Origin of the sequence: Acinetobacter sp. CIP 101934, assembly GCF_000369585.1 — a bacterium.
In the GTDB taxonomy this organism is placed as follows: Bacteria; Pseudomonadota; Gammaproteobacteria; order Pseudomonadales; family Moraxellaceae; genus Acinetobacter; species Acinetobacter schindleri.
This window is the reverse complement of record NZ_KB850094.1, coordinates 1078825-1099510: the sequence shown is the minus strand read 5'-3', so window position 1 is coordinate 1099510 and position 20686 is coordinate 1078825. Positions and strand designations below refer to the sequence as shown.

Sequence of the window (20686 nt, the reverse complement as noted above, 5' to 3'; positions counted from 1 at the left end):
ATTTCATTTAAAAAGATTTGTAGTTTTAATATTGGCTGGCTGCAAGTAACTGACGGGTATAATCAGTTTGTGGATGCAGGAATAATTGTTCAGTCTCCTGAACCTCCATAACTTGTGCATGATGCAGTACCAAAACCTGCTGGCAAAGTGCTCGTACCACTTGTAAGTCATGACTGATAAACAGGTAGCTAATTCCTTCTTCCTGTTGGATACGACGTAACAGTTTCACAATTGCACGTTGTGTAGTACGGTCCAGTGCTGAAGTCGGCTCATCCAGAATTAAAAGTTTTGGCTCTAAAATCAATGCTCTTGCCAATGATACACGCTGACGCTGCCCCCCAGAAAGCTCATGCGGATAGCGGTCTTTAAAAGATGCGGGCAGCTCTACCCGCACTAAAGTTTCCTCGACACGACTACGGATTTGCTCCTCGGTCATCGCCTTCAAGCCCAACCCTTCACCAATGATCTGTTCAATGGTCATACGCGGATTCAGACTGCTAAATGGATCCTGGAAGACGATCTGAAAATTACTACGTAATGGTCGTAAAGCTTTTTCAGACAATTGATTCAAATCCTGATTTTCCAAAAGGATCTGACCATGGCTTTCAATCAATCGTGCTATGGCTAAAGCAAGTGAACTTTTACCTGAACCACTTTCTCCTACTACTCCAATCGATTGTCCCTGCAGCATGCTTAAATCGAGCGGTTCGACAGCAGTTACATAGTCCTTAATGCGATTCAGTAGACCTTGTTTGATGGGAAATTTGACTTCTACCTGCTTAAGTTCGAGTAAGGTTTCAGTCTGAGTTAAAGGCAGTGCCTGACCAAAATCATGATTGAGCAAGTCTTGAGTATAAGTTGATTGGGGTGAATTAAAGATTTGTTGTACTCCACCTTGCTCTTCAACGCAGCCCTTGTTCATGACAATCACCTGATCAGCATAGCGTCTCACCAGATTCAGGTCATGACTGATCAGAATCATCGCCATCTGCCGACTCTCCTGTAAAGATTTCAGCAAATATAAAATCTGGGCTTGCAAGGTGACATCGAGTGCGGTAGTTGGCTCATCTGCAATCAGGATATCTGGATCCAGTGCCAATGCCATGGCAATCATCACGCGCTGACGCTGGCCACCAGATAATTCATGCGGATAACGTCTCAGTTTGTCCTCAGGTTCAGGAATACCAACATCCTTCAGTAATTCTAGCACCCGTTCTCGTGCCTTGGCTTTAGACCAGCCCTGCAACAACAAGGTTTCGCCAATGATCTTTTCTACCCGATGTAAGGGATTTAGTGCCGTCATCGGCTCCTGAAAGATCATGGCAATTTTCTTGCCGCGAACCTGGCGCAGTTGCTTCTGGGTCATAGATAGCAAATTCTGTCCATCCAGGATCGCCTGTCCCTGTACATGCAGGTTATGTGGTAACAGGCCAAGGATCGCGAGGCTACTAATCGATTTACCTGAACCGCTTTCACCGACAATCGCTAAGGTCTGCCCGGCAGACAGTTCAAAACTTAGCTGCTGTACCAGCACCTGATCTAGACTGCTGATCTGCAGATTTTCGACCTGTAGAAGCGGTGTTGCGTTATTGACGTCTTGGATCGAATGCATCACGCGTCGCCTCCCCAATATAGATCAGTAAAGATAGAACTATGGCCAGCGTAAAGAAGCCGGATAAAGCCAACCATGGCGCATTCAGATTATTTTTGCCTTGTAGCAGTAATTCACCCAGTGAAGCCGCATCAGGTGGCAATCCATAACCGAGAAAATCCAATGCGGTTAAAGCGGTAATATTAGCCGTCAGCATAAAGGGTAACTGGGACAGACTCGAACTCATGGCATTGGGTAAAATATGCCGGAAGATAATCGCGCGATCAGAAACACCAAGGCTACGCGCGGCACGCACATAGTCAAAATTACGTGCCCGTAAAAATTCGGCCCGCACCAGGCCAACCAGGGTAGTCCAGCCGAACAGCAGCATGATCAGGAATAGCCAGTACACATTTGGGGTAAACATGCTGACCAGAATCATCACCATAAACAGCATCGGCAAGCCACCCCAGACTTCCAGAACGCGTTGCCCTACCAAATCAATCCAGCCACCATAATAGCCCTGAATCGCACCGATTATAATGCCGATCACGGCAGATGCGATGGTCAGGGCGAAGCCGAAAAGCAATGATATTCGTAGACCGTAAAGGATTCGCGCCAACACATCACGACCTTGGTCATCAGTCCCTAACCAGTTTCGTGACGTGGGTTCAGACGGCACGGGCACTGCCAGTTCCAAGTTTGGCGTCTGGTAGGAATATTCAATCAGTGGCCACAATGCCCAGCCCTTGGCATTGATTAACTGCTGAACGACAGGATCTTTATAATCTGCTTCAGTTTCAAACACACCACCAAATGTGGTTTCCGGATACGTCTTAAATGCCGGCACATATAGTGAACTGTCATATCTCACCAGCAACGGTTTATCGTTAGCAATCAGTTCTGAACCTAAGGACAAAATGAAAATAATGATAAAGATAATAAAGCAGCTGAAGCCGAGTTTATTTTCCTTAAAACGCTGCAAGCGCGCTCGCATGATCGGTGACATTATTTGGCACCTCGCGAGTCAAAGTTAATTCGCGGGTCGATCACCTGATACATCACATCACTGATCAAACGCAGAATCAGCCCAAGCAAAGTAAAGATAAACAAGGTCCCAAAAATCACCGGATAATCACGCTGTACAATTGCTTCAAAGCCAAGCAGACCTAATCCATCTAAGTTAAAGATAATTTCAATAAACAGGTTACCGACAAAGAAGATCCCGACCAGTGCTTCCGGCAGACCCGCGATGACAATCAGCATGGCATTTCGGAAGACGTGTCCATATAGCACACGCGATTCATTTAAGCCCTTGGCACGTGCTGCCAGTACGTACTGTTTGCTCAGCTCTTCCATAAAAGAATATTTGGTTAAGTAAGTCAGCCCGGCAAAACCGCCAATTACCATCGCCAGCAATGGCAAGGTCATATGCCAGAAGTAATCCTTAATTTTTCCGAACCAGGACAATTCAGCAAAGTTTTCCGATACCAACCCTTGCAATGGGAACCATTGGAAATAGGAACCACCCGCAAAAAATACGATGAGTAAAATGGCAAAGACAAAAGCCGGAATGGCATAACCCACGGCGAGCAGCATCGAAGTGGATTTATCAAACAGGCTGCCATGCTGACGCGCCTTCCGGATCCCGAGTGGAATCGAGACCAGATAAATCAGCAAAGTACTCCACAGTCCCAATGACAGAGAAACTGGTAATTTTTCCAATAATAATGTAGTTACAGGTTTATCTTTAAAGAAACTGATGCCGAAATCTAGTTGCACATAGCTTTTCAGCATTTCCCAAAAACGGATATGAGCGGGCTGATCAAAACCATATTGGGCCTTGATTTTTTCCACCATCTCGTCACTCAGGCCTTTGGCACCCTGATAGCTGCTTTTGGACTGTGCAGTTTCTGCACCTGTGGTTCCGCCCATGCCCTGAAAAGTTTCTGCCTGTTGAATGGCCTGTTCGACCGGTCCACCCGGCGCAATCTGAATGACAATGAAATTAATCAGCAGAATCAAAAATAAAGTCGGGATAATCAGCAAGAGCCGCTTAAGTATGTAGGTTCCCATTGTCAGTGATATTCCTTATTATTTTTGACGACGTAAATATTGGCTCACTTGTGCAGCTTTTTGTGGATTACTCCACCAGAAGTCGAATCCAACAGCAAGCTTTGGCTTGATCTTTGGCTGCTCATACATATTCCAGTAAGCATACCAGTTGCCGCCTTTCCCATAGGTCGGAATCTGATAATAGCCAGCACGTAGCAGACGATCCAGTACTTTGGTACGTATCACCAGCTGCTGGCGATCCGGTGCCTGAATCACCTTAGTAATAGCATCATCAATCACAGCATTTTTGATACCCGCATAATTGTAATTACCCGGCTGATCTGCTGACGCACTACTCCAGAACTGTGCCTGCTCATTGCCCGGGTTGAGAGACTGTGGCAAGACATTGGTCGTCATATCAAAATCTTTACTGCGCATACGTTCAATGTACTGAGGCACATCAACATGACGGATATTCACCGTGATCCCCAGTCGTTTCAGATTACGTATAAAAGGCATTAAGGTACGTTGCAAACCATCCTGATGAATCAGAAACTCAAGTCGAATCGGCTTACCTTTTGGATCAGTCAGTTGCGCATTGTGATAACGGTAACCCGCTTCGAGTAACAATTCCCGCGCGACCAGTAAATTCTTGCGATTAAAGCCCGAAGCATCCGAAACTGGATATTTCCAGTCTTTCAGCACACCAACACGCTGAATCGGATCTAACTTAGCCAGATAAGGCTTTAAAATCGCCAGTTCTTCAGCTGAAGGCATGCCCTTCGCTTCCAGCTCACTATTAGCAAAATAACTTTGTAAACGGTGGTATTGACCATAAAACAGCGCCTTGTTCTGCCACTCAAAATCATAGGCATAAGTTAAGGCTTGACGAAAGCGGATATCCTGCATTGGTGCACGACGGGTATTGAATACAAAGCTTTGTGTCGGAATCGGGTTTTCATGGTTGAAGTTGTATTTCACCACCATCTTGTCCTTGATGGCTGAAAAATTGTATTCCGTTACCCATTTACGTGCGGTGTATTCCTGATGCACGGTATATTGACCAGACTTAAAACCCTCAAAACCAACATCCATATTGCGGTAATAAACAAACTTCAAGCGATCAAAGTTATATTTACCCCGGTTAACGGGTAGATCTTTCGCCCAGTAATTCGGATTACGTTTATAGCTAATGCTGCGCCCTGCATCAATGCTTTCAATCAGATAGGGACCTGAACCCAAAATTGGCTGCATGGTGATGCGGTTAAAGTCTTTGCCTTGCCAGTTTTTCTTAGAATAGATAGGCATCTGCGCCAGAATTAGCGGCATTTCCGAATTATTATTCGACTTGAAGCTCATCTTGACCTGGTACCTGGATAGTACCTCGGTTTTATCCAGATCTGACAGATACATCTGCAAGCCTGGATTACCTTTGCTTGTGTACGTATCAAAACTGAATTTTATATCTTCTGCAGTGACTGGCGTACCATCACTAAAACGTGCTTTGGGATTCAGATGATAAATCACATAGGCAGTTTTTTTTGGATCATAGGTGACTTTTTCAGCCAACAAGGGATACATCACGCCCGGCTCATCCAGGGAACTGACCATGAGCGTATCAAACAGGTATTCCACACCATCTGCTGCTGTACCTTTGCCGTTCATGGCATTCAGATTATCAAAGGTACCATTGGCAGACTGGCTGAGATAGCCACCTTTGGGCGCTGCAGGATTGGCATAGGGTAAATGTGTCAGCCCGGCATATTTGGGCTGACTATGAATGGCGATATAAGGAGTGGTCTGCAGTGCAGCCCAAGCCCCCTGAGTAATGACCGAAATTCCACAGATATAAATCAGGCGCTTTGCAGCAGCAAACGGCATTCAGATACTCCCTGTATCATTTCGGCTTTAGAGATTTGGAACCTTGATCACATCCCCAATACGCAGTTGAGTATTCGGTTTCAGGTCATTCATTTCTGCCAGTGTACTACTGTCCATGCCATAACGTGAGGCTAAACCGATCAGTGTATCGCCACGCTTGATTTTATATTCCGTAATACGTTTAGGGACTTGCAGACTTTGGCCCACACGCAAGCCTGCATTAGCACGCAGATTATTTAAACTGGCAAGTTCTGTGGTGGTAATTCCCAGACGACTGGCAATCGCGTTAAGTGATTCACCTGACTTCACTGTATAGCTTTCTGTGGCCTTAGATGAAACAGTCGTGGTTACTGCTTTGATCTCATCTACCTTTTTACTTTCTGGCAGCTCACCATCAATCTTCAGACGCTGTCCGACACGTAATGGACTCGATACAGACAAATCATTCAGCTCAGCCAGATATTTCAGTTGTAACTTGTACTCGCGTGCAATTGAACTGAGGGTTTCACCTGGTTTCACTATATGGGTGTCTGACTTCACACCTTTCACCGCCTGCTCAGTCACAGTTTCACGAGCTGCTTCTGCATCTCCGGTCAATTTCAGACGTTGTCCTACTCGAAGGCCAGCATTACGGGATAAACCGTTCAGATTCGCCAGATGATCCATGCTCAGATTATACTTGGCCGCAATCCCTGTCAGGGTATCACCTGACTGCACAGTATAATTCTCTGGCACAGTGCTGCCCGCAGGAATCTTGATGGTTTGACCAATACGTAAACCGCTATTGGCAGCAAATCCATTTAAGGCTGCCAGTTCAGCCACACTGAGTTTGTACTGATTGGCAATGCTATACAGCGTCTCACCACGTTTTACCTGATAGTTTTCAGTTGCAGTCTGATCCACTTTAATATTTTCAAACTTCTGCTCAATTTTCTTGCCTGAGCTTGCAGATTCAGCCTCATTCACAGGTACATTGATTTTTTGACCTGCCATCAGGCTGCTGCCTGAAGTCAAACCTGGCGTCAACGCAGCCAGTTCTGCATTCGAAAGTGCATAACGGTCTGCAATCAGTTTCAGATATTCGCCGCGCTGAACGGTATAGGTCTTAGTCTGAACTTTGCTGCTTTCCGTTTTTTTCGTTTCTTCAATTTTCGCTTTAGAAGCAGCAGTTTCTTTTAAAGATAATTTTTGACCGACAAATAGACCGCTGGTCGTGCTCAAACCATTATAGTCAGCCAGCTGTTTTACCGTTAAACCAAACTGGCTGGCTACACCGGTGAGTGAATCATTGGCTTGTACCACATAGCTTTCTGGTGTTGCAGCAGGTTTTGATGCTTCTTGAACAGGTTTGGCATCATAAAGATAGATCGTGGTACCGACATATAAAGTGGCATTTGGATCAATCTGGTTCCATTTCGCCACATCCCGCCAGTTCACTCCATTTTTAGCAGCAATCAAAGCCAGGTTGTCACCCGGTAAAACCGTATAGGTACTGCGCTTGCCTTTTGGTGCAACAACCACAACTTCCGAATCTGTTTTAACGTAATTCTTGCCTTGGTTCAATTTCGCTTCGACTGAATCTGCCTTGGTACTTTCCGCTACGCCTTTTGGATACGAGAAACCTTTGGTCAGTTCTTTACCCTGCTGTTCTGCTACAGAAAGGCTGGTCTGAATCGCGGTCAGCTTAATCTTGCCATCATAAGGATCGACAATTTCAGTACCCGCAGGTGCCAGTGCTTTCAGCTCCTCCACCACTTCTGCCTGTTCTGCGGCTGTCGCTACCGGTTTCAGGATTTCATCTACAGACTTTGGAATTTCCTCTGCCACAACCGCTGCCTGAATCTGTTCACGTTCCTTTGCAGAAATTGGCGGTTCAACCTGAATCGGTTGCACAGGTGTTACTGGCGTCACCGCAACTGGAATACGCGGTGCACTTGGAATAGGTAATTCACTCTTCGCAGCAAAATCAGCCAAAGCTGAAGAACCTCTTGGTGTGCTGACCCTAGTCTTGCTTTGGGCAGTCAGGTTGGGTTTGGCTGTACTTGTAGCTGCTGGTGTTGCAGCGGCAGTAACAATCGCTGTGGTCGCGACTGTGGACGTCGCTTTGCTTGCAGTAGTGGCTACAGGTGTTGCAGGTTTAACGGTTGTCGTAGTTGAGGCCGTGATTGCAGGCGGTGTCTGTTTAGCTGGCGTAATTGTTTTGCTATTCAGCTCAGGTGGCGTGGTTTTTACTGGCGTAATCGTCTGATTATTCTTCGGTAAACTGCTGGTAGAGCTTGCCCATAAACCTGAAGAAGAGGATTGAAGCTTTTTCAGTTTTTCATCAATGGATGGACTCAGGTCAGCTGGAATCAGAATACGGCGCGGACTGTCCGGATCAATCCTGTCTCCACGATGCCCTGGGTTCAACTGATACAATTCAGCCCGACTTAAACCGGTAATCGCAGCAATTTCATTCAGGCTGGCTGCCCCAACACTGACTTCACGAAAGTGCGGACGGTTGGCAATAGGCGGCAGACTCACGCCATATTTGGCTGGACTTTTTACAATCTGTGCCACTGCCATGAAACGAGGAACATAGTTCATGGTTTCCTGCGGCAACTTCAGTGACCAGTAATCAGTTGGCAAACCAGCAGCCTTATTACGGTTAATCGCCTGCTGAATACGGCCTGGACCGGCATTATAGGATGCTAAAGCCAGTTCCCATGAACCGAACTGATTATATAATGCACCCAAAAACTCATAGGCAGCGCGAGTTGACTCCACCACATCACGGCGGCCGTCATACATCGAAGTCTGTTTTAAACCATAAATACGGCCGGTACTTGGAATAAATTGCCACAGACCCGCTGCAGCTGCACTACTGGTTGCTGCCGGATCGTATGAACTTTCAATCACTGGAAGCAATGCCAGCTCAGTCGGCATACCACGGCGTTCAGCTTCTTTTACTGTGTAATATAAATAACGTGAAGCACGCGCACTTAAACGCTCTAAATATGGCTGACGTGATGCGAACCAGCCACGCTGGGCATCAATACGCGGATTCCAGACATCCAGATTCATCTTGAAACCGACAGTCATGCGCTTCCACACATCACCGTGTTTCAGTACCAACAGTCGGTCGCCTTCTACCGCACGCATATCAGTCGCGGATAAAAGATCTTCCAGACTATCCAGACTGTCGGCGCCTAAATAATTAGAACTTGTTTGTTTATGCTTGGACCCTGCCGCGCTTTGTGTCGTCGAACAACCCGTTAAACCTAAGGATGCAAGCGCAGTGCCAAGAACTGAGACTTTTAAAAATGAAGGTAACGATGGCTGCCACATGAATGCGGTTGGTTTATACATAAAGAAATCCAAACAACTTGTATAAAATTTATTTTTTAGATATGCCATTTTAATTAAGCATGTCGACGACACAAGCTAATAATTTACCGCGATTTGACGTTAAATGTTACAAGAAATTAAAAAATCGCGGAGATATGGATTATTCAAACGTATTTGCGTTATACAATATCCCACTCAGCTTGTTCTTTTTTGATCGGATTTGGTTTATGTCTCAAACAATCACACTGTATGTGGATGGCGCATGCCGCGGCAATGGTAAGGAAATCGCTGTAGGGGGTTGGGGTGCCTATATTCAGAACGGTTCAGATGAGCATAAAATTTATGGGGGTGAGCTTCAGACCACCAATAACCGTATGGAACTGATGGCTGCTATAGAAGGGATTTCTGTCTGTCCCAAAGATGCCAAGCTGGTGATCTGGACCGATTCCAATTATGTCAAAAAAGGTATCACTGAATGGATCGAAGGCTGGAAACGTAAAAACTGGAAAGATGTCAAAAATCCTGACTTATGGAAACAGCTGGATGCAGTTTGCCAGGGCCGTCAGATTGACTGGCACTGGATCAAAGGACATGCTGGCCATGAGGGTAATGAAATGGCCGATCAGCTGGCTAATCTGGGTGCGGATCTCGCCTTAAAAAATGGCGAAAAATCCCGTCATGTTCCAGCAATTCATTTTGCAGCAAGCGCTGAGAAAAAAACACAAGATATAAAAAAGCCTGAAAAAGACTGGTTACTGGATGACCCTTTTGGCCTGGAACTGGCTGAAGCTGAAGAAATGGATGAACTCATGGAAGATGTAACTGAAGTGACCATGGAAACTCACTTAAACAATCAGCCTGTCGTTGCTGAACAAACTCCAGCGGAGAATCAACTACACCCGCAGATTGTGATTACTCCAGCCACATTAGATATATCTGGTCCTCGTCAGCTGATTCTCGATACAGAGACCACCGGTTTCTATTATCAGGATGGTGACCGGATTATCGAGGTCGGCGCGATTGAAATGGTGAATCGTAAACTCACCGGCAGCTCGATTCATATTTATATCAATCCGAAAAAACCGGTAGGCGATTCAGTTAATGTCCACGGCATTACTGATGAGTTCCTGCAAGACAAGCCTTTATTTGAAGATATTTCTCAAGTTCTGTTCGATTACTTGAAAGGCGCAGAAATCATCGCGCATAACGCGACCTTCGATATGAACTTCCTGGATATGGAATTCAAACGGGCTGGTTTTCAAACCCTGTCAGAAGTCTGTGAAGTCACGGATACCCTGGCGATGGCCAAGTCACGCCATCCGGGCCAGAAAAACTCTCTTGATGCCCTAGTACGTCGTTATGAGATTCCGCAGCGTGACCGTACCTTCCACGGCGCATTACTCGATGCGGAAATTCTGTCCGATGTTTACTTGGCGATGACCGGTGGTCAGGTTTCTTTTGATATGGAGGCCTTGTCACATAGTGAAGAACAAAATGCCAGTTCAGGCAGTGTGAAAATTGAAATTGATCTACCGGTAATTTTACCATCTGATGAAGAATTGAGCGAACATGAGAACTGGGTCAAACAATATGAAGAAAAACATGGAGCGCCTTGCCTTTTCGCAAAATAAAATCCATTATTCAGTTAACAATTTATGTTAAAAAAAATAACAGTTCAGTTATAGTAAATACAAAGATGTCCTGCCAGTTGCAGCAGGACTCAACTATTAGATAAAACTTCAGGAAAGGTGCAGATCAATGTCTTACCAAACCTCTATACATTTTGACCCTACGGCTTTACTGATAATAAAAAATGAGGTTGATAATTCGATCAAATTGGTTGAATCAGCAGTCAGCACACTGGTAGAAGATCAGACCTTGCCTTTTGGGATTGATGATGCGCTCAACCAGTTCGAACAGTGCGCACAAGTTCTTGCACTGATCGATATGCCAAGCCTGGCCAAAGTCGCTCAATATTCTGCTGAGCTTATGCGCAAGATCATGGGGAATCCTGCCAACGTAAACACGGCAGAAGTGATCGCCCTCAGTGAAGGGACGACCATGCTGAAGCGCTATATCGAGTTCATTTGCTTGCGTGAAGTCAAAATTCCACAATTTTTGCTGGATACTTTAAACCGGCTGGAACTTGCTCTGGGCAAGCCACTGACTACTGAAGGCCATCAGATTGAGTCCCTGCTCGACCTGATCACGCCTGATTTTGATCTGCCGCAAGCACCTGGACTGGAGAAGTCTGTTTATGTGCATCGCCTGTACAAGCTATCGCTGAATAAACTGCTTAAGCAGGAAGAAAGCGATCTGGACTTACAAGCGATCAAACTGGTGGGGACTTATCTGGCAGGTCTTTCTGAGCAGCACCCAAGCAAACAGTACTGGAATCTGGTCTATGTGGCGTTCAATCATATCGATGAGATCCTGATCAACGAGCCACGTTTACGCACCCTGATCAGTGTTGAGCGTAATATGGCACAGTATTTCAATGCCCCAGACCCTTTCAAGGCGAACATTGCTGACCTGGCGAATATACTGAGCTTATGTATCAGCCAGGAAGATGACATTGCTCATCATATCCGTAGCAAGCTGAATATCGGTGAAGATTCATTGACCGATACCCAATTACAGGTATTTAGCCGTCATTTATATGGTCCTGATTTTGAAACCATGCATACCATCAGTGATCTGGTCACTGCTGAAATGGCACAGATCCGTAATGACATCGAATACAACTATCACAACATGACTCCTGAAAAGACTCAGGAATTGCAGGTTCAGCTGAATAGCATGGCAAACATCTTCAAGGTTTTGAACCTGAATGAAGCTTCTAATGATCTTACTCGTCAGGCTGCTTCACTCAGTCAACCTGAAGTATTGAAAGATGAAGGTTTTGCCCAGCAGCTCATGAATGTGATTTTGTCTGCTATGAACTCGATTGGGGTACTGGAACGTCATCATACCTCTAGTCGTTTACAGCTCCGTGTAAATAACATGAATATTTCACTGGATCGTCTGGATGAAGCACATGCTGCTTTACTGAGCGAGACCAAAGCCCTGATCGAACTTGCCAGCCACACCCTAATGAATTACTTGCAGGACCAGAACCTGCAAACATTAGAAAGCTTGCCAAACCAGATCCGTGAAATTGCGGGTGCAATGCTGTTCCTGAACGCTGAAAATGGTCAGGCCGCACTAAGCACAACGGCTGACTTTATTCAAAGCCGGATTGAATCTGCTACTGCACTCAGTGCCGATGACGTCAATCGCGTGCTTGATCCACTCGCCAGCGCGGATATGCTCATTGACAATTTAAAGAGCAAACAGCCTGTATTACAGTCAATGTTTAAGGTAGCATTGGACAGTAGTCAAAAACTGAAAACTGTAGCCTAATGTCTAAATTGTCACTTGCGTATATCTTTCAACAACAGCAACTTTTAGTCGATGAAAATCTCCAGCTTCCCCAAGTGGAAGCGCTAGCAAGTGACATACAGCTCGGTACGGGTGATCAGGTGATTGCCCGTGACCTCCTCCCTGAGGAACCGATTCCTCTAGGTCTGCAACTTGTTCCAATCCGTCAGTTATTGCAATATTGGAATGTTCGCCAGTTTGAACAGGCCAGTCGCGCTGTACAGCTACTGGAATGGCGTCGCAATCATCGTTTCTGTAGTCATTGTGGTACACCGACCGAAGCCCATGCCGTAGAATATGCTATGGTCTGCCCCGCTTGCCACTACCGTCAATATCCACGCGTACAACCCTGTGTGATTACGGTAATTACCCGTGGTAAAGATGAAATCTTGCTGGCTAAAAATGCCCGCAATAAAACCAGCCAGATGTATGGACTGATTGCCGGTTTTGTCGAAGTCGGTGAAACTTTGGAAGAAGCAGTCCGTCGTGAAACGGAAGAAGAAGTCGGAATTAAAGTCAAAAATATTCAATATCTGGCCAGCCAGCCTTGGCCCTTCCCAAGTAATCTGATGATTGCCTTTAAAGCAGAATATGCTTCTGGTGAGATCAAACTGCAGGAAGAAGAAATCAGTGATGCGCAATTCTTTAAGCTGGATGCCCTGCCAGAAATTCCATTCAAAGGCAGTATTGCACATTCTATGATTATGCATATCACGCAAGGCACGCCCGTGGCTGATGATACTCAAGCCTGGTTGTAAGCCAATTTATAAACAAAAAGCCCGGTATTAAATCCGGGCTTTTTGCATTCAATAGAATGAATTATTTAAATGCATCTTCTAGTGCCCACAGTACTCTAGACTTGGTTACAAAGAAGCGGCTAAACAGGCTGGAAAGTGATCCAACAATAGTAATGTGTCCGAGCTTTGGAATACTGATCACATGACTATGGTTACCATGTTGCTTTAATACCCGATCCAGATCATGACTATTGAAATGTCCCACGATATCGTCTTTTTCAGCAATAAACAGATAATGCTTCAAAGGCTGAGGTTGTACAAAGTACAGTGGCATCACCTGCTGATAAGGCACCGCCTGATCAAAGGCATTAGCACAGATCGGATCATCCTTATAGTCAAAATGATAAGGTCCTGCTAAACCAATGATAGCGCGGATATTCGCCAGCCGCTCTGCTGTATGCTGCTGCGGATAGTACACCGCTGACATCACATTAAACGCACCGGCAGAATGTCCCATCAATACAATATTCTCTGATGAAATCTGCAGCTTTGCTGCCGCAGTGTGCAGATGATCCAAAAGCAGATGCAAGTCATCCACAGATTGCGGGAAGATATGTTCTGGCGCCAGATGGTAATTTGGAACCACCACGTCATAGCCTTCACGGGCAAAAGCCTCACCAATAAACTGATATTCTTTCTTATCCCCATGCAGCCAGGCACCGCCATGGACAAAAACAATCAAGGGGCGATGTGCCAAAGGCTGTGCACTACGATACAGATCAAAACGCTGCCGCGCTTTAAGGCCATAGGCCAAATGTCGTTCAGCGCTATAACCTGCTTTGGGAGTAAAACGGTTCAGCGCATAGCTGCCGAGATCATATAAACGAAAATCCCGGTAGATTTGTCTTGCAACGTTCAGATGACTCGACAGCCTGGCTTTAAAAGAGTGCACCTTATTGTGCATAAGTTGGTTCAACTGTATCAGGATCAATCGCAACTGGAGTTTGCACCAAGGCACTTGATGAAGCTGTAGTCGCAAAGTTTTGGCTGGTTGAATTGCTGAGCGTTTCCACATTATCAATCAGGGTCACAATTTTAGTGACATTACCGACTTGCGCCAGCACCTGATTAAGATCAGCAATTTCAGCATTGTTTAGACGGCCCATCACATATAACACGCCATCTTCGGTATGCACATGCACTTTACTGTCTGCAACTACAGGCGCCTTCATGATCAGACCACGGGTATTTGCCGTCGCTGCAGTATCCTGCATGATGGTACCATAACTGATCTGGTTACCGATAGTAATAAAGTTATGTACGGCTTTCACATCACTCATGGCTTTGACATTGTCTTCAGCCAGTTGTTTCAGATGTGCGTCTGGCACCTGACCAGTCAGTAGTACATGACCATGAAAACTCTCAATATTGACTCGCGACTGTTTGAATCGTGAATCAAGTTTATAAAGATTAATTTTTGCAGTACGAACAATCGAAGAATCGATAAAAACCTGTCCAAGGGTACGCGCCCCTTGGTCCGTACCGACAGGAGCCGTGCCTGTACCACCTGAAATAAAGCTGGCACAGCCCGATAAACTTGCGACACATAACATTGTTATTACAATACGTTTAACCACTCAGCAAGACTCCTTATTGTTTAATACGTCTTTGTTCAATTTAATAAATTCTGTCGCGCAATCTTGATCAACTTTTATTTTCCTTGAACATTACCATAATCTTTGTACAGAAAACCGCACAAAGAAAAGCCTGTGTTGTTCAAAGATTAATAAACTCTTGATCAAAAGTAAAAGCATTTTCAATCCATTGCGAATCATAAAGGTAATTGCAAAAATCATGCTGTATGGTTTTTGCAAAATGTTGATTAAAATCAAAACAAATCACATCAAAACGACAGAAAAAATGCTGAAATTCTTCATGATTTTGCAGGAAATAAAGAGCAGTTTTCATCATTTTCCGCTGCTTGCTAAGGGAAATTGACTCGAGTGCATTGGCATAATCTGTACTTGCCCGTGCTTTTACTTCCACAAAAACCAGCTCTTGATCACGTTGCACGATTAAATCAATTTCACCATAACGGCTGTGATAATTGGCTTGGACCAACTGAAAGCCATGATGCTGCAACAAGGCAAGCGCTTGCTGTTCTGCCCATTTTCCCAATTGCTGACTGATACGCATAATAGTTAAATCAGCTTGACGCCCTTGCTGGTATATTTAAAGCAGGCGGGCATACGTCGCAGTCCCTCCGCATTGACCTGAATATGTCCGGTACGACCCTGGAATTGTAGCTGTTCGGCTTTATTGTCATTTAAATACAGCTGACTGATCTGCCAGGCATCTCCACCAAAGGCGATTAACCGCTGATAGGACATCTGCACCGGCGCCTGCTGATAGGCATTCAATACATCTGGCCAGGCATGGGTATATAGTGCAGGTACGTCACAAAATTTAATACCTTTAGGCAAAGTTATATGCTGGTCAATCGCATTGGATACGGTATAAAGCCGTTTCTTCGGTAGGTTTCGCATTGCGGCTAACCACTCCGGATTGCCCATGAGTAATAACCCCTGTTTAGAGGACAAAGATTTTGGTGCAATATCGATAATATCGACTTGCAGATCCCCTACACTGAGCAAAGACATCAACATCAGTTCATGCTCGGTCTCACTTCCAGGCTGACGTAGTACCTGTAAATACCGAATTTGATCCTTCGTCAGCACCTTCTGTAAAGCAATTGCATCTTCACGTTTAGACAGACTGAACTGCCAAAGCTGAGGTGAACTGCTCATGCTGTCATTCAGACTCAGGGTTTTGACTTTGGGCTGGGCCTGAACCAGTGCTTCAATATCCTGACGTGCCAGTGGCCCCACGATGAGCTGCGTCTTTTTATTGACATGCTGTTTCAGTAATTGTGACATTTTTTTCTGATCAGAATTCACCCATTTAATCGGCACTTTTTGCCCTGATGCCATATAGGCACTCATGAATCCCTGTTTGATATTCGATGCAGCTCGCGCCAAAGGACCAGATTCGGGTAGAATGACCAGAATTTCCGCTTGCACGCTGCCGATGCAGCCCAATAAGCTCAAACCCAATATTTTTTTAATATTCTTCCGTTTTTTATAATTCTGTTTATTCCACATGGAGAAACCTATGAGTGCTCAGTTATTTGTTGTTGCGACTCCAATCGGGCACTTAGATGATATTAGTTATCGTGCAATTGAGGTGTTGAAGTCGGTGAGTCTTATTGCTGCTGAGGATACACGAACTTCTATGCAATTGCTCAAGCATTTTAATATTTCCACTCCACTGACAGCCTGCCACGACCATAATGAAAGCAACAAGATAGATCAGCTTATTCAACGTTTGCTCAATGGCGAAAACATGGCGCTGATCAGTGATGCGGGTACACCATTGATTAGTGATCCAGGCTTTAAATTCGTGCGTGCTGCACAGGAACACAATATTCGTGTGATTCCTGTGCCGGGTGCCTGTGCTGCAATTGCTGCATTAAGCGCAGTAGGTTTACCGAGTGACCGTTTCAGCTTTGAAGGCTTCCTGCCATCAAAACAAAGCCAGCGTCTGCTGAATCTGGAAAAACTCAAAGATGAAACCCAGACCATGATTTTTTATGAGGCACCGCACCGCATTCTGGAATGTGTAAAAGATATGGCGAATGTGTTTGGTGCTGATCGTGCGGTTGGCTTTGCCCGTGAAATTACCAAAACGTTTGAAACTATCCGCAAGATGACCCTAGGTGAATTGATTGAGTTTATTACCAATGACGCTAACCAGCAAAAAGGTGAAATCGTACTGGTAGTGGGTGGAGCAACTGTCGAAAAAGATATAGATCAGGAAAAGCTCGACAAACTGTTACTCCGTTTATTACAGGATCTGTCCGTGAAAGCCGCTTCCCAGCTGGCAGCCGACCTGACCGGCATCAAAAAGAAAGTGGCTTACCAACGCGCACTTGAGTTAACGGGCGCCAATGACTAAATAGCTTTTTCCAGAGAAAGATAGGCATAAAAAAACACCACTGTAATCTGCGGTGTTTTTTTATATTCAGGAGGTAGACGACTTATTCGCGTACTGAATCGTCTGCCGGCACTTCAGTAATTCGACCACCGCGAGCCAGGAACGCAGCCACCTCATCTTCAAGTGCCTGACGCTTTTTTAGCTTCGCTGTCACAGTCAATGTTTCAGCTTCCAGAACGTCTGTATCACTAACAACTTCATCACCTTCAGCAGCGCCTTTCTCTGCTGCTTTTGCTTCATCATCATCAACGACAGCATCTTCTGCTTCATCATATTCATTCATATCTGTCATATTCATGTCCCCCACAAATGACCATCACATGTGCATTTAAACTAGGTTGTAAATTACCTGAAATTTAGCAATCTCTTTGTGTTTCGCCTAGTACCAAATATTAAAAAATCGTATCTTTTTTAAACAAATTCGTTTCTTTTTACATATGATTGTTTAAAAAATAACAATTCTAGATCAGACGGCGTAGCGGGTATCTTTGAGCAGTCCCAAGCCATTGGCCTGCGCCATAAAAGCATCTTTTAATACAGGCAGCTGTTCAACCTGTTTCAGGCCCAAATTACGTGCCCAAACCACAGGGCAAAGTTGAGTGGTTTCCATCCAGCCAATCGCAGACATGCTGTGCATCATGGCATCATTTTGCCCCTTACGCAGATGTTCATAGCGCTGTAAGGTTTGCTCATGTGCCCAGACGCCACGCGTTTTATCATGCAGTAACACATCACATAACACTGCCGCATCCAGACAGCCAATATTGACACCTTGTCCCGCGAGTGGATGAATCACATGGGCAGCATCACCGATCAGGGCCAGTCCATCTTGCACATATTGCTGAGCCGCACGTGCTTTAAGCGGGAAAGTTGCTCGTGGGCTTGCTTCGAGCACTTCACCAAGCATGTGATGACTTTCTCGGGTCAGTAATTGGATAAATTCCTGATCTGACAAGGCTGCATATTCTTCGGCATAATCTTCTGGCAAAGTCCAGACAATCGATTGCCAATGTCCCTGCTCTTCCAGATTAAGGCTGGCCATCGGTAAGTAAGCCAATGGACCAGTTTCCAGGAAAATCTGGCGTGCAACATGCTGATGGGGTTGTGCGGTCTTAATGGCACAGCTGATACCGGCCTGTTTATAGTCCAGGACATCAATGTCAATAAAGGCCTGTTCACGGACAAAGGAATTGGCACCATCTGCACCGATCAGCAATCTGGTTTTGAGCTGGGTACCATCGGCAAGGTGTACAATCCAGACTCCCACACCGCGTTCCACCCGGCTAACTCTAACCTGTGTGCGGTAATCTTTCAGTTCTTGCAGCATTTTTTGCTGAATGGCTAGGTTCAGAATACTTGGCTCAACCATAGAACCCAGCGCCTGCTCGACTTTTAGTGTTTTCTTGGAAGGCTGGCCAAAATTGATTTCACCATAACCATTTTTATTCCAGACCTGCATACCTGTATATGGCTGCTGACGTGCAAGTTTTTCCCAAACCCCTACTGTTTTTAACAAATGAATAGTGGCCTGGCTGAGTGCCAATACGCGTGGATTGGCAACACTTAGTGTCTTTTCAGCATCTAGAATCGGTGCAGCATCCAGCACGGTGGCCTGTACGCCACCTTGAGCAAGTAATAATGCCGTTAAGCCACCAACCAGCCCGCCACCTACAATGACAGCATCTAATACCTGAGTTTGTTCTTTCATGCTTTGAGTCCCATTGCATAGTTGGCTACAAGTGGCTTGATGCCTGGAATATTTTCAAAAGCCACCAGTCCGGTATTACGGATCAGTTTCAGGAATGGATTCTGGTTGCTAAAACCACGTACGACTGAATCACAGAACTTGATCACACGTTGCTGATCTTTCAAGCGTGATTTTTCATAATCTTGCAGCATTTGAGCATCGCCCAAATCAGCCCCCTGTTCCAGCTGTTCTGCCAGATAACGGTTCAGTACATAAGCGTCACGCATACACAGGTTAAAGCCTTGGCCTGCAACTGGATGGATCGTATGCGCTGCATTCCCCATTAACACCACACGACCAACTGCCTGCTTTTCCGCCAGGACTTGCGATAATGGGAAACTGAAACGCTTACCAGTTTTCTGGAATTTTCCGACACGATCACCATAAGTCTGTTGTAAAGCGTGCAGGAAGTGCTGATCATTTTCATCATCCAGCCATTCATGCTCGGTACCTTTAGGAACTGGCCATACCACGGAACGACGGTATTCGCCTGGAAGAGGTAGCAAAGCCAAAGGTCCTAAAGGACTAAAACGTTCAAAACCGACATGTTGATGCGGTTTTGATGTTTGTACGGTTGTGACAATCGCAACTTGATCATAGTCGTGTACCGATGCGCCAATACCCAGTGCCTTACGACAGAAAGAATCGCGACCATCCGCAGCAATTACCAGTTTGGATTGCAGTTTTAAAGCAGTCTCGCCACGCTGTGCTTCAATATAAGCAAAGTCTTTATCCTGGATGAGAGAAGTCACCTGCACGCCATCGATCAGTTCAATGAGTAGCTCTTTTTTGACTTGTGTCAGCAATACGCGACCGAGCCAGGCATTTTCAATCACCTGACCAAAGCTTTCGACTTTTTCCTGTTCAGCGATCAGACGTGCCTTACCAAAGCTGCCCTGTTCGGTAATATTCACTTCCAGAATCGGCGTGGCATGTTCCTGTAAAGCATCCCACAGACCCAGCTCCTGATAAATCTGTACACTACGACGTGATAAAGCGCTGTTACGGGCATCGAAACTGGAGTGATAGGGAGCAAGATTGATATCATCATAATCTGGGTATTGGATTGCTTCTAACAGTTTGACCGCAATCCCGGTTTTCGCCAGCATCAGTGCGAGGCTTAAACCCACCATCCCACCACCGACAATGATGACTTCTTGTTGCATGCTTTGATCCTTATCTGGGTATCTATAAAGTCTAGATACGTCTAATCATGTTGGATTTAATCTTACCTCAAAGATTTTTATTTTTATAATGAATTAGTTGTTTAGCTGTAATTGATATTGCTTTGTTAATCGCTTAAATCTCTAGAGAAATAAAACTTGGCACAGATCTGTGTCTTTTTTATAAACGAACCTTAAATAGTCCTTCCAAGAATAAAGCTTAAAGAGAAAAACAATGCAAATAAAGAAATGCTTTATCTTAGCCGGCTATATTGTCCCACTTATAGCCTGTTCATCAAAAGAACAAGCATATATTCCTCAGAAAGAAGAAGTCGTCACCTGGAAACAGAATCCTGAATTGATTGTAAAAACACAGCTTAGTCCACATCGAGAGCATTATTTAGGATCCTTTCCAATTGATGACATCCCTGAAAATATCAACCGATTACGTAGGAAGAAGCAAATCGACTGCCGATGCCTGACTCTAATCGTCAATTAGAATTTTACTTGATATTGCATAGAACAAATGTTCAAGCGACAGATAGTTATCTGCTAGAGCATAAAGATCAAATTAGAGTAAGAATAGAAAGATTATCTTAGGATTTCAGAAAAAGTTATTTTAATACTGAAAAAGTATTTATCAGCAATTTAGGTTTAAAGTATGTCAAGCTTCATTCAAAATTTAAAAATATAGTCTAGATTTTTATATTAG

Annotated in this window: 16 protein-coding genes; 4 read left to right on the top strand and 12 right to left on the bottom strand. The window is 44.9% G+C overall.

Going from position 1 to position 20686, the window contains the following annotated elements:
• Positions 1 to 25: 25 nt before the first annotated feature.
• Genes F899_RS05625 through F899_RS05605 form a run of 5 tightly spaced genes read right to left on the bottom strand, consistent with a single transcriptional unit; the run spans position 26 to position 8875 of the window.
• Complete coding sequence (locus tag F899_RS05625; RefSeq protein ID WP_005221350.1) at positions 26 to 1612, bottom strand: ABC transporter ATP-binding protein; 1587 nt, start codon at positions 1610 to 1612, stop codon at positions 26 to 28.
• The gene (locus tag F899_RS05620; RefSeq protein WP_005221347.1) at positions 1587 to 2600 is read right to left on the bottom strand and encodes an ABC transporter permease; all 1014 of its coding nucleotides are present in this window, start codon (positions 2598 to 2600) and stop codon (positions 1587 to 1589) included. The genes F899_RS05625 and F899_RS05620 overlap by 26 nt, the downstream gene beginning before the upstream one ends.
• Positions 2600 to 3667 carry a microcin C ABC transporter permease YejB gene (locus tag F899_RS05615; protein ID WP_004810685.1) on the bottom strand — a complete coding sequence of 356 codons (1068 nt, stop codon included), beginning with the start codon at positions 3665 to 3667 and terminating at the stop codon, positions 2600 to 2602. Before F899_RS05615 ends, F899_RS05620 begins: the two co-directional genes overlap by 1 nt.
• Positions 3668 to 3685: 18 nt before the next feature.
• Positions 3686 to 5527, bottom strand: a complete 1842-nt coding sequence (locus tag F899_RS05610) for an extracellular solute-binding protein (RefSeq protein ID WP_005221345.1) — start codon at positions 5525 to 5527, stop codon at positions 3686 to 3688.
• Between the two features lie 27 nt (positions 5528 to 5554).
• A complete protein-coding gene (locus F899_RS05605) occupies positions 5555 to 8875 on the bottom strand; it encodes a lytic transglycosylase (protein WP_005221342.1) in 3321 nt (1106 codons plus the stop codon).
• A gap of 206 nt (positions 8876 to 9081) precedes the next feature.
• Between F899_RS05605 and dnaQ the strand changes: the two genes are divergently transcribed.
• From dnaQ to nudC, 3 genes are all read left to right on the top strand, one after another.
• On the top strand, positions 9082 to 10485 hold the full coding sequence (gene dnaQ, locus F899_RS05600; RefSeq protein WP_005221340.1) for a DNA polymerase III subunit epsilon: 1404 nt from the start codon (positions 9082 to 9084) through the stop codon (positions 10483 to 10485).
• A 127-nt stretch (positions 10486 to 10612) separates the two neighbouring features.
• The gene (locus F899_RS05595; RefSeq protein WP_005221338.1) at positions 10613 to 12256 is read left to right on the top strand and encodes a hypothetical protein; all 1644 of its coding nucleotides are present in this window, start codon (positions 10613 to 10615) and stop codon (positions 12254 to 12256) included.
• Positions 12256 to 13032, top strand: coding sequence for an NAD(+) diphosphatase (nudC, locus tag F899_RS05590; RefSeq protein ID WP_005221336.1), 777 nt, complete (start codon positions 12256 to 12258; stop codon positions 13030 to 13032). Before F899_RS05595 ends, nudC begins: the two co-directional genes overlap by 1 nt.
• A 61-nt stretch (positions 13033 to 13093) precedes the next feature.
• On the opposite strand, the gene F899_RS05585 is transcribed toward nudC, so the two are convergent.
• From F899_RS05585 to F899_RS05570, 4 genes are all read right to left on the bottom strand, one after another.
• The gene (locus F899_RS05585) at positions 13094 to 13975 is read right to left on the bottom strand and encodes an alpha/beta hydrolase (RefSeq protein ID WP_005221334.1); all 882 of its coding nucleotides are present in this window, start codon (positions 13973 to 13975) and stop codon (positions 13094 to 13096) included.
• A complete protein-coding gene (locus F899_RS05580) occupies positions 13965 to 14648 on the bottom strand; it encodes a BON domain-containing protein (RefSeq protein ID WP_004810697.1) in 684 nt (227 codons plus the stop codon). The genes F899_RS05585 and F899_RS05580 overlap by 11 nt, the downstream gene beginning before the upstream one ends.
• Before the next feature lie 139 nt (positions 14649 to 14787).
• On the bottom strand, positions 14788 to 15207 hold the full coding sequence (locus tag F899_RS05575; protein ID WP_004893644.1) for a YraN family protein: 420 nt from the start codon (positions 15205 to 15207) through the stop codon (positions 14788 to 14790).
• A gap of 5 nt (positions 15208 to 15212) precedes the next feature.
• Entirely contained in the window at positions 15213 to 16172 is a 960-nt protein-coding gene (locus tag F899_RS05570) for a penicillin-binding protein activator (protein ID WP_005221332.1), read from the bottom strand.
• 10 nt (positions 16173 to 16182) lie between these two features.
• Here F899_RS05570 and rsmI point away from each other — a divergent pair, with 10 nt between their 5' ends.
• Entirely contained in the window at positions 16183 to 17025 is an 843-nt protein-coding gene (gene rsmI, locus F899_RS05565) for a 16S rRNA (cytidine(1402)-2'-O)-methyltransferase (protein WP_005221330.1), read from the top strand.
• A gap of 82 nt (positions 17026 to 17107) precedes the next feature.
• Here rsmI and F899_RS05560 read toward each other — a convergent pair whose 3' ends face one another.
• The 3 genes from F899_RS05560 to ubiH form a co-directional block, all read right to left on the bottom strand.
• On the bottom strand, positions 17108 to 17356 hold the full coding sequence (locus tag F899_RS05560) for a hypothetical protein (RefSeq protein WP_004810703.1): 249 nt from the start codon (positions 17354 to 17356) through the stop codon (positions 17108 to 17110).
• Positions 17357 to 17530: 174 nt separating this feature from the next.
• Entirely contained in the window at positions 17531 to 18772 is a 1242-nt protein-coding gene (locus F899_RS05555; protein WP_005221329.1) for an FAD-dependent monooxygenase, read from the bottom strand.
• A complete protein-coding gene (gene ubiH, locus F899_RS05550; protein ID WP_005221328.1) occupies positions 18769 to 19977 on the bottom strand; it encodes a 2-octaprenyl-6-methoxyphenyl hydroxylase in 1209 nt (402 codons plus the stop codon). Before ubiH ends, F899_RS05555 begins: the two co-directional genes overlap by 4 nt.
• Positions 19978 to 20686 lie beyond the last annotated feature (709 nt).